The sequence below is a fragment of the Flavobacterium mesophilum genome (genome assembly GCF_039581405.1).
GTDB lineage: Bacteria > Bacteroidota > Bacteroidia > Flavobacteriales > Flavobacteriaceae > Flavobacterium.
The window spans coordinates 39435-51006 of the sequence record NZ_JBCPXZ010000005.1 but is presented as its reverse complement, the minus strand read 5'-3'; the positions used below and the strand labels follow the sequence as shown (position 1 = coordinate 51006).

The following is an 11572-nucleotide window of genomic DNA, read 5'->3' as shown; positions in this document are numbered from 1 at the left end:
ACGGCTTTATAAAATATTCACTTCTTAATTTGGAAGTCTTTGCGCTTTCTAGATTTTTGGACAAAAAAATAAGGCTGTCATTACAACAGCCTTACTATAGTCATTTTTAAAATTACTGATTAATTGACCAAATTGAATATCCTTTTGGTGGACATTGTATTTTTACCCATTTGTCTGCCTGAGTAGTTGGGTACCAAGTTGAGTTTCCTGTAAAATCTTTAATTTGAGTATTGGCCCAATTCGTCTGAATCCATCTTTCTTGCCAAACGTCAGAATTGTTGATGTAAACTACTAGCCCCGGATTTCCATTATATCCATTTCTTCTCGCTACATATTCATCATTATCAGAATATAGGATAGAAGTTGTTCCGGTTGCTTTATTATTGTGAATCCAGATTAGATTGTTTAATTTGTTTTTGTCTAGCCATTCTTCATAATCTCTGTAGAAAATCGTTGGATAACCTTCATGCGTTAATATATAGGAGTATGCTAACATTTTGCTCCAAATTTCGTCGGTATCATGATTAGTTACAAAAGTTACTGCTTTGTATGGATTACGTTTCCACATCATATCATCATTCAATAATGCAAGGTTGTTTCCATCAAAAGCATCATTCATTTTATAGTAACATGCAAAGTCAAAAACAGAACTGTTGGCATTGTTTGCCCAGTCATTTAATACGTTTACATTAGAATCCCATAATTCTCCAACAGAAAATCCGCCTACATTGGCATTCCATGCATTTACAACCCATGCTCCAAAACCTTTTACATAGTCGAATCTCCAACCATCAAATTTCATGGTGTTTTTATAATATTTACCAACACCATCAGCTCTAAGCCAAAGCCAGTTTTGAACATTTGGTGCGGCATGGCATAAATCTGGAAAACCTCCAAAAGATCCTTCGTCATTATTTCCATAACTATTTTTGTAAAAATCATTATAGTTACGAGGAAATTTACCTGATGCAACTCCAGTAAAGTTTGTCCAAGTATTTGTTCCCGTAAACGGATTCGCTTCTGATTGCCCGCCACTATTGTGATTGATTACGATATCAGCATAAACTTTTATGTTTTGGGCATGAGCAGCTGTAATCAAATTTACCAATTCAGTTTTTGATCCAAATCTGGTTTCAATACTTCCGTTTTGGTTATAATCTCCAAAATCAAAATAATCAGTTGGGTCATATCCCATAGAGAAAGCCCCATTTTGTGCTTTTGAAGCAGGAGGAAGCCAGATAGATCCAATTCCTGCATTTCCCCAAGCTGTTACTTTGCTACTTACGGTATTCCACCAAGTTCCGCCCGAAGGGACATCCCAATAAAATGCTTGCATCATAACGCCACCACCGGGATTGTCGACGTATTTTCCTGTTAGTGACGATTTAACACCTGTACCAAAAGGTTTTCCATCGTGATGCGTAACATTAATAATTTCGAATTTCTGACTTTCAGCTTTTGAATCAGCTTCAATTGTCTCATTTTGAGAGCACGAGCATAATAATGCCGTCAGCATGCTCATAAACAAAAATTTTGTTTGTGGTTTTTTCATAATAGATTTGGTTAAAAATGGTTAAATGAGTTAGTAATTACGCAATTTAATGGCTTTAAAAAAAATGTATTCTTATTTTTTGCCTGCTTAAATTGATAATTGTTCACGAATGTAGGTTTTTTTTGATTCGATTTATTTTTGTCTGAAAATAGTTATACAACGAAAACGTTGTAGTGTTAAAAACTTTTTTTAGGATGCTTATAATTAAAGGATTATGGTTTTTGATAAAATAGATTTTGTAAATTTTACTTCTTTTAAAAAGAAATGTTTAGAAGGAACAAAAAGTGTTTTTTAATTTTTATAAAATGGCTATCAATATAATTTTTTGTTAATAGTATAGGCGATAGTTGTATTATGTAATTGAATTGTTATTTTTGTTCGTTAATAAGTAAAAGAACTAGAGTTTAATTGTTTACTGTTTTTGAAGTTCATCTTTTAAAATAAGGCAATTGAGAGTTTAGTTTTTAAAAAGATGATTCTAAAAACAGATCTTACATTTAAATTAAATCTAGAATAATGTTATTAAAAAAATTACAGCTAAAAACAATTGATTTCAAGCTTGTATTGACAATGTGTTTTTTCTTTTTTTTCAGCTCAATGGTTTCAGCTCAGGAAATTATTCCAGATGTTGTAGCTCAAAAACCTGCTGAGCCTCATGTTGGAGGACAAAAAATTGATGGTATTATTGCTACCGTTGGAGATTATATTGTTTTAGATTCAGATATTGATAAAGGCTTTTTAGAAATTGAAGCTTCTGGAGGTAGCACGAAAGGTATTACAAGATGTCAGATGTTAGGGAAACTTCTTGAAGATAAACTGTATGCACACCAAGCAATTCAAGATAGTATTATTGTGAGTGATGCTGAAATTAGAAGTATGATGGAAGACCGTTTAAACTATATGATTAAACAGGTTGGAAAAATTGAGAAAGTGGTTGAATATTACCACAAAAGTTCAGTTGAAGAATTCAAGACGTATTTCGCAGACATTTTGAAAGAGCAAAAGCTTTCAAATGAAATGAGAGATAAAATCGTTAAAGATGTTGAAATTACTCCAGAGGAGGTTCGTAGTTTCTTTAAAAAGATTCCAAAAGATGAATTGCCAACTTTTGGAGCTGAAATGGAAGTGGCGCAAATTGTAGCCGAACCAAAAGTTTCTAAAGAAGACAAGCAAAAAGTAATTGACAGATTAAATGCAATAAGACAGGATGTTCTAGATGGTGCTAGTTTTGCAACTAAAGCAGTTTTGTATTCACAAGATCCAGGATCATCTTCAAATGGAGGTTATTACAAAATGACTCGAAAAACTCCTTTCTTAAAAGAATTTAAAGACGTTGCTTTTAGTTTGCAGGAAGGCGAAATTTCACAGCCTTTTGAAACTATTTATGGTTTCCATATTATCATGATTGATAAAATTAAAGGTCAAGAAGTTGAATTACGTCATATTTTGATTTCTCCAACAGTTTCAGATGCTGCTTTAAAAGAGGCAAAAGAAAGGCTGATGAATGTTCGTACTAAGATTATGAATAAAGAAATCTCTTTTGCAGACGCAGCCAGAACAGAATCTGATGAAAAAGAAACAAGAGCAAATGGAGGAACTTTAGTGAATCCTAATACACAGGATACGCGTTTTGAATTGACTAAAATGGATCCGCAATTGTACAGCCAAGTTTCGAATTTGAAAGATACAGAGATTTCTCAGCCACTTTTGAATGTAGACGATAAAGGCAAAAAAACGTATAAAATAATCACGGTAACAAACAGAATTAACGATCATACTGCTGATTATGCTCAGGATTATACAAAAATCAAAGATTTAGCATTAAAAGAAAAGCAAATCGATGCCATCGCAAAGTGGTTTGACAAAAAAATTAAAGATACTTATATCAAAATTATTGGCGAATACAGAGATTGCACTTTTGCCAATAACTGGTTGAAAAAATAATTTTTATTAAATAAATAAAAAGAGTTAGTTTTATGAATCCATAGAGCTGACTCTTTTTTAATTTAAAAATATACTTAAATGTCTGACGTTACAGCAATTCATAATTTAGTTCAAAAACGAAACGAGTTAAAATCAGAAATAGGAAAAATCATTGTAGGCCAAGATGCCGTTATTGATCAAATATTATTGTGTATATTTTCGGGAGGACACGCCTTGTTGATTGGGGTTCCAGGTTTGGCAAAAACATTAATGATAAATACTTTGTCCCAAGCTTTAGGATTAGACTTTAAAAGAATCCAGTTTACGCCAGATTTGATGCCATCTGATATTTTAGGAAGTGAAATCTTGGATGAAAACAGACACTTTAAATTCATAAAAGGGCCAATTTTCTCTAATATCATTTTGGCCGATGAGATCAATAGAACGCCACCAAAAACTCAGGCCGCTTTGCTTGAGGCTATGCAAGAGCGTTCGGTTACGATTGCTGGGCAGAATTACAAATTAGATTTGCCTTATTTTGTATTGGCAACTCAAAACCCAATTGAACAGGAGGGAACGTATCCGTTGCCAGAGGCGCAATTGGACCGTTTTATGTTTGCTATAAAATTAGAATATCCAACATTTGAAGAGGAAGTTCAAGTTGTAAAGCGTACTACATCGGATGTTAAGACACAAATTAATCCATTGTTTTCAGCTCAAGAAATTATAGATTTTCAGCATTTGATTCGCAGAATTCCTGTTGCTGATAATGTTATTGAATACGCTGTGACTTTGGTAAGCAAAACGCGTCCAGATAATAGTTTGGCAAACGATTTTGTGAAAAACTATTTAGATTGGGGAGCAGGACCAAGAGCTTCGCAGAATTTAATTTTAGCTGCAAAAGCGCATGCTGCATTTAACGGAAAATTTTCGCCAGATATTGAAGATGTAAAAGCAGTTGCGGTTGGTATTTTAAGACACAGAATTATTAAAAACTATAAAGCAGATGCTGAAGGAATAACTGAGGAAGTTATTATTAAAAAACTTCTGTAAATGCTAGCATAAATATATAAAGGCCTGACAAAACTAAATTTGTCAGGCTTTTTTGTTTTTAGATTCTATTTGTTTCGTTGATCAAGCGAACAGGTTTATTAGAGAATAATTTGATTAAAAGAACCTCAGGGAGCGAGGTATATTTCTTGGCATTGCATTTATACCACCAATAAGAATTATAGTGAACATTGTTTTTCTCCATTTTTACAAGCCAGATTTTTTCGTTCGCTCTGATTATTTCTTTTTTTTCAATGATTTTATAGCCTGCCCCAGTCCAGCATATTAAAGGATTATGAGCGGGAGTTTTGATGTAAATAAGTTTATTTGAAGACGAAATCTTGAAAACTTCGCTATTAACCCAAACTCCATTTTGAATTGAATATTCAGGACTTATGTTTTCCAATAAATTATAAGGCTGTATTTTTTTGATTTCAAAACTAGTAGCGATGGTTATGATTGCTCCAATCAAAACGAATGAAACAGCATATTGTGTTTTTTTTGTAATTATTTCAGCTGTTTTGGGCTTGAAAAATCGGATAACAAATAGCATCGGAAGAATTTGGTAGAACACGAAGCAAAGAATTCCGATAGAATGATGCAAGGTGTTTTCTTCAGTGCATTTAAATAATATAAGCGTAATAATTCTGAAATAATTAGAAATTATATTCAGAACTATTACGACTGCACAAAAAGGGAAAATCTGCAAAATAGTAAAATGTTTTTGGTGTTTTTTTTCTTCCAATGTCAATAGAAATGCGCCAGACAATAATCCGGTTTTAAACATTGATAATCCCATACAAGCGGTATCTATGGTAATTTTTGCATTGTCGATGTAAAAATTTACGCCTTCTATTTTGCTGATCGGAATGAAATTCTTCAGAATTAAATAAACATAGTAGCAAAGAGATTGTTTGATCTCGGTTGTCAAATAATCAAAAAAAGTATTGAATATCGAAGAGAACAACAAGATGCAGATAAAAGCAATAAATGAAAATTTTTGGGTAACACTATAATACAAAAGACATACAAACAAAGCTAAAGCCAGAAAATGCACTGATTTTGTGTGAAGTCGATAACTAATAAATTCTAAAAGAATAATGGATCCTAAAAGTGGATAATTGAGATTAAGGTTCGTTTTTTTGCCTCCAAAAACAAACAATCCTATTGAAGCTATTGTCCCAAACAAATTATTGTTTAGCCCTGTAAGTACGATGCTGTAATTTAAAAGCCATAGACAACCAGCTAGTAGTACAGCAACTTTTTTGTAGTGAAGTGTTAGGCTCATTTATGCTAATTGTTTTTTATTTTTTCGGTAATAGAAATATAAAGCAGAGATTCCAATTACTATTAAAAGCCATTCATGCGGTTCTGGAACCGAGCCGTCATTATTTATAGAAGCGTTTCCTAATGTGTTCACATTCTTTTCGATGCCATTTTTTGCATAATCTTCATCTGTTTCTAAAACAATCAGAGAAGAAATTGGCGTTACGATATTGGCATCTTTTGCTAATTCAACGTATTGATTTGAAGCCAAAGAATCATTTTGGATTTTTACTTGTTCTTCTAAGACTTTTCCAAAAGCATACATCCTGTAAATATGATCTGGTCCATTGGTTTTAGAAGTTGCAGTCTTTGGGGTTTCGTGAATTGAAATTTGAGCAGGTTCAATATTGATGCATCTTTCATCTGTTTTGTACAATGGAAATTGATGTTTTTTGATCAGATCAAGACTTTTGTTCAAACTGCATTGAAAGTAATCAACGTACTTTTGTTCTTTTACTGTTTGCCAAAACGGATTAATATTAGTGCTGATGTTAATGACTTTTATGTTTCTTTCTTTTGTGCTGGTTTTGATTTTCTTTAGATAATTTGAATCTTCAAGTTCTTCAAAATTAGCAGAGAAAGTTCCTGATTTTGTAATGATCAAAGTGTTCTTGGCCAATTTATAAAAAGGAAGCAAAGAGTAGTGGTAGTCTTCAAAATCTAATTGAATGGCTTTGAAATTCTCGGCGTTGATTTGTGTTTTTTTGCCATTGACAAAAACGAAAAGATTGTTTTGGTTTAAATTTATAAAAGCTTCGATTTGTTTCGTTGTCCAATTATCATTCAGATCCAATATAATTTCAGAAGGAGAGAAAGGAATAACCGTTCGCTGTATGTTTTGAACGTCGTATACTTTGTCTTTCCAAATAAATTTCTGCGAATTGATTTTAGGCAAAGCCAAAGTCGCTTCCCATTCGTCTAATCCTTTAGATTGATTGATGAAAAAACCTTTTTCAAGGTCAAAATCTTTACTGGTTTCTATAGGGGCGTTTCCAATAGTTTGTATTCTTGAAATTGTTTCAGCATTTGAAATATTCGGCCCTTTTATAGAAAGGCTTTGGTATTTTAAAATATTATCTTCAATTTTCAAAGGAGTTGTAAAACCGCATTTGAAAGTTCTAGGCATTTCTTTGGTTACTGGAAAAACCCGAACCACAACTTTATTTCCTTCTTTCCATTGCATTAAAGAGGGATCTCGATATTCTACGCCTACAATTTGTTTGTATGCTTTTTTTGCTTTTTCCTTTGTTGTCAAAACGCCTTTTCGCTCGATTCCGTTGACCCAAAGTGAAAGTGAAGTAGCAACAGAGCCTTCAGGCAACTGAAAAGAATAAATAGCTTCTTTATTTCCCCGTGCTTTTTCGTCGCAGGCAATATCCATTGTGATTTCGGTATAAGCTAATCGTGTATTCGGGTAAAGCTTTACATCTTCTTTAATGGCTTTTGTGAATACATCTTCACCATTCCAAAGCTGTTCTTCGGTTTCTAATCTTTTATCAAAATTTGATTTGAGGATGCTTATTTTGTCATCATTTGTTAAGCCTGAATCTTCACAAAACAAATAAGCGATACTAATAAACGGATTATGGACTTTGGTTTCGTTGAATTGTTGGTTGCTCAATGAATTAAATCCGTCAAATGAGAAAAAATCATTTTTATTAAAGTATACAATATCTTTCTTTAGCAAAATCTCGTTGAAAAAATTAGGTTTTAAATTCTGAGAAACTGAAATGTATCGTGGTAAATCTTCATTAGAATTAAAAGAATTGATTTTTGCAGTTTCAATTATTTTATTGTTTTCCACAACTAATCCAATGGTGAAAATGGAAAACCCCATTAAGACAAGGCAAAATCCAGCGCTAAATGAAAGGAAATAAATTCTGTTTTTTGGTAAATAGATTATAACTGTTAGGAGGTGTATGATTAAAATTATTCCCGGCACGAGCCCATAAAATCCCATTCCGAGTGCTAGAATTCCAATAAATGAAAATGGTGTAAGCGGAATAAGGTATAAGGCAAAGTAAAAGATAATCCAAAATGAAATTCCGTTTACAAAATAAATTAGGAAGGTACGAGGCGTTTCAATGAAGTCTTGGTAAAGAATAAAATTTGTGAAGCAAAAGACAAAAGTGGTCACATAAACCCATATTGGCAAATCCTGAAAAACGGGAATGAAAACATTTAAACTAAAACAGCCAATAAGCCAATTCAACATTAGAAAAGGAATAAGATGAACGTATTTGTTTCTGTTTTTTAAAATGGAAAAAGAGATAATAGTTCCGTATAAAAACTCAATAATAAGACTAATTACTCCGATTGGTTCGAATTCGTAAAAAGATAATTTTTTAAAAGTTAAAGCTCCAATCAAAAATATGGTGCTAAAAATTGTAACCACAAGACTCGGTTGTACTCCTGGCTTTTGATAATAATTTGAGATTTCGGTTTTGTATTTCATAGTTATATGTTTTTAAAAGCACTTTGAATTACAAAGTTAATAGAAAATCTGAAAAACAAAATTTTTGAGCTATTTTTTTTAAGAAATTTCTGGATTTGAATTTTTGTATGAAAGTCTATTTTGAAGACGAAAAAAAGACAACTATAACGTTATAATTTGTTATTTAGAAAGGTTCTTAGTTAAAACAGATGTAAAATCGTACTTACGTTGTAACATTAAATTTCGACTTTGTTAAAGAAAAGATTTTAAAATATCAATAATTCATTTTTTTAATTTCAAATTGAGATTTTGTCAAAAACAAGTATTGAAAATCGTTTTTTAGCAATAATAATTTTTGAAAAGACGACTTCTATTAAATTTTTTTTAATTATGGTCTTTAATGTTTAAATTTGCCTCAAAAAAATAAATCCGCTTTTATTATGAATATTTATCAGGATTACCTTCAAGAAATTGAAGAAAGAAAAAATCAAGGGTTACACCCTAAACCAATCGATGGAGCTGAATTATTAAGTGAAATCATTGCTCAAATTAAAGATGTTGATAACGCAAATCGCGAAGACTCTCTTAAGTTTTTTATTTACAATACTTTACCGGGTACTACAAGTGCTGCAGGTGAAAAAGCAAAGTTTTTAAAAGAAATCATTTTAGGTCAATCAATTGTAAAAGAGATTACACCTGCCTTTGCTTTTGAATTATTATCACACATGAAGGGTGGACCTTCAATCGAAGTGTTATTAGATTTAGCTTTAGGAAATGATGCTGCAATTGCTCAACAAGCTGCAGATGTTCTTAAAACACAAGTTTTCCTTTACGATGCAGATACTGACCGTTTGAAAGAAGCTTTCAAAGCTGGTAACGCATTCGCGAAAGAAATTATTGAAAGTTATGCAAAAGCTGAATTCTTCACTAAACTTCCAGAAATAGCTGAAGAAATTAAAGTTGTTACTTATATCGCCGGAGAAGGTGATATCTCTACAGATTTATTGTCTCCAGGAAACCAAGCACACTCTCGTTCAGATCGTGAGCTTCACGGTAAATGTATGATTACGCCTCAAGCACAAGAGGAAATTCAAGCTTTACAAGCAAAACATCCAGATGCAAGCGTAATGTTAATCGCTGAAAAAGGAACAATGGGTGTTGGTTCTTCTAGAATGTCAGGTGTAAACAACGTGGCGCTTTGGACAGGAAAACAAGCAAGTGAGTATGTTCCATTCGTAAATATTGCTCCAATTGTTGGAGGTACAAACGGTATTTCTCCAATTTTCCTTACTACAGTTGACGTAACTGGAGGTATCGGAATTGACCTTAAAAACTGGGTTAAAAAAGTTGACGCAGACGGAAAACCAGTATTGAACGAAAATAACGAACCAATTCTTGAGCAAGCTTATTCTGTTGCTACAGGAACTGTTTTGACAATCAATACGCAAACTAAAAAATTATACAACGGTGATCAAGAATTAATCGATATTTCTAGATCATTTACTCCTCAGAAAAAAGAGTTCATTAGAGCTGGAGGATCTTACGCAATTGTATTTGGTAAAAAACTTCAAACTTTCGCAGCTAAAGTTTTAGATATTGAAGCTCCTGCTGTATTTGCTCCATCAAAAGAAATTTCTAACGAAGGACAAGGTTTGACTGCAGTTGAAAAAATCTTCAACAAAAATGCGGTTGGTATTGCTCCAGGAAAAGTGTTGCACGCTGGATCTGACGTTCGTGTAGAGGTAAACATTGTAGGTTCTCAAGATACTACAGGTTTGATGACTGCTCAAGAATTAGAGTCTATGGCTGCTACAGTTATTTCTCCAATTGTTGACGGTGCTTACCAATCTGGTTGCCACACTGCTTCTGTTTGGGATAAAAAAGCTCAGGCTAACATTCCTAAATTGATGAAATTCATGAACAACTTCGGATTGATCACGGCTCGTGACCCGAAAGGTGTTTACCACTCAATGACTGACGTTATCCATAAAGTACTTAATGATATTACAATCGACGAATGGGCGATCATTATCGGTGGTGACTCTCACACGAGAATGTCTAAGGGTGTTGCTTTTGGTGCTGACTCAGGAACTGTTGCTCTTGCATTAGCTACTGGAGAGGCTTCTATGCCAATTCCGGAATCGGTAAAAGTGACTTTCAAAGGAGATATGAAAGGGTATATGGATTTCCGTGATGTGGTTCACGCTACTCAAGCGCAAATGCTTAAACAATTCAACGGTGAGAACGTATTCCAAGGAAGAATCATTGAGGTTCACATCGGAACTCTTACTGCTGACCAAGCGTTTACATTTACAGACTGGACTGCAGAGATGAAAGCTAAAGCTTCTATCTGTATTTCAGAAGATGATACTTTGATCGAATCATTGGAAATTGCTAAAGGCAGAATCCAAATCATGATCGACAAAGGAATGGATAATGACAGACAAGTTCTTCAAGGTTTAATCAACAAAGCTGATAAGAGAATTGCAGAAATTAAATCTGGTGAAAAACCAGCTTTAACTCCAGACGCAAACGCTAAATATTATGCTGAAGTTGTAGTTGATTTGGATCTAATTGCTGAGCCAATGATTGCTGACCCAGACGTTAATAATAAAGATGTTTCTAAACGTTATACTCACGATACTATCAGACCGTTATCTTTCTATGGTGGAGAGAAAAAAGTAGATCTTGGATTTATCGGTTCTTGTATGGTTCACAAAGGAGATATGAAAATCCTTGCTCAAATGTTGAAAAACGTTGAAGCTCAAACAGGAAAAGTTGAATTTAATGCTCCTCTAGTAGTTGCTCCTCCAACTTACAACATCGTTGATGAGTTGAAAGCTGAAGGTGATTGGGAAGTTTTACAAAGATATTCAGGTTTCGAATTTGATGATAACGCTCCAAAAGGTGCTGCTCGTACAGAATACGAAAACATGTTGTACTTAGAGCGTCCTGGATGTAACCTTTGTATGGGTAACCAAGAAAAAGCAGCTAAAGGAGATACTGTAATGGCAACGTCTACTCGTTTATTCCAAGGAAGAGTTGTAGAAGATGCTGAAGGTAAAAAAGGAGAATCATTGCTTTCTTCAACTCCAGTTGTGGTTCTTTCTACGATCTTGGGTAGAACTCCAACAATCGAAGAATATACAGCGGCAGTTGATGGAATCAACTTAACGAAGTTCGCACCTTCTAATAAACAATTAGTTATGTAATCGAAAGATTATTTAATAATATTTTCAAAGCCCGAGTCATAAAACTCGGGCTTTTTTTGTAATAATTGTTCTATT

6 protein-coding genes are annotated in these 11572 nt (G+C 33.3%); 3 read left to right on the top strand and 3 right to left on the bottom strand.

All coding sequences use genetic code 11. The features are described from left to right. Positions 1-112 precede the first annotated feature (112 nt). Entirely contained in the window at positions 113-1552 is a 1440-nt protein-coding gene (locus tag AAYQ19_RS15815) for an alpha-amylase (protein WP_343537555.1), read from the bottom strand. 516 nt (positions 1553-2068) lie between these two features. Between AAYQ19_RS15815 and AAYQ19_RS15810 the strand changes: the two genes are divergently transcribed. Both AAYQ19_RS15810 and AAYQ19_RS15805 read left to right on the top strand, forming a co-directional pair. Further along, entirely contained in the window at positions 2069-3496 is a 1428-nt protein-coding gene (locus tag AAYQ19_RS15810) for a peptidylprolyl isomerase (RefSeq protein WP_343537553.1), read from the top strand. Between the two features lie 78 nt (positions 3497-3574). After that, positions 3575-4528, top strand: coding sequence for an AAA family ATPase (locus tag AAYQ19_RS15805; protein ID WP_343537552.1), 954 nt, complete (start codon positions 3575-3577; stop codon positions 4526-4528). A 58-nt stretch (positions 4529-4586) separates the two neighbouring features. Here the strand turns inward: AAYQ19_RS15805 and xrtN are convergent, their stop codons facing one another. Then, the gene (gene xrtN / locus AAYQ19_RS15800) at positions 4587-5813 is read right to left on the bottom strand and encodes an exosortase N (RefSeq protein ID WP_343537551.1); all 1227 of its coding nucleotides are present in this window, start codon (positions 5811-5813) and stop codon (positions 4587-4589) included. Then, complete coding sequence (locus AAYQ19_RS15795; RefSeq protein WP_343537550.1) at positions 5814-8306, bottom strand: XrtN-dependent VIT domain-containing protein; 2493 nt, start codon at positions 8304-8306, stop codon at positions 5814-5816. A 419-nt stretch (positions 8307-8725) separates the two neighbouring features. On the opposite strand from AAYQ19_RS15795, the gene AAYQ19_RS15790 reads away from it, so the two are divergent. Next, positions 8726-11497 carry a bifunctional aconitate hydratase 2/2-methylisocitrate dehydratase gene (locus AAYQ19_RS15790; RefSeq protein ID WP_343537549.1) on the top strand — a complete coding sequence of 924 codons (2772 nt, stop codon included), beginning with the start codon at positions 8726-8728 and terminating at the stop codon, positions 11495-11497. Positions 11498-11572 lie beyond the last annotated feature (75 nt).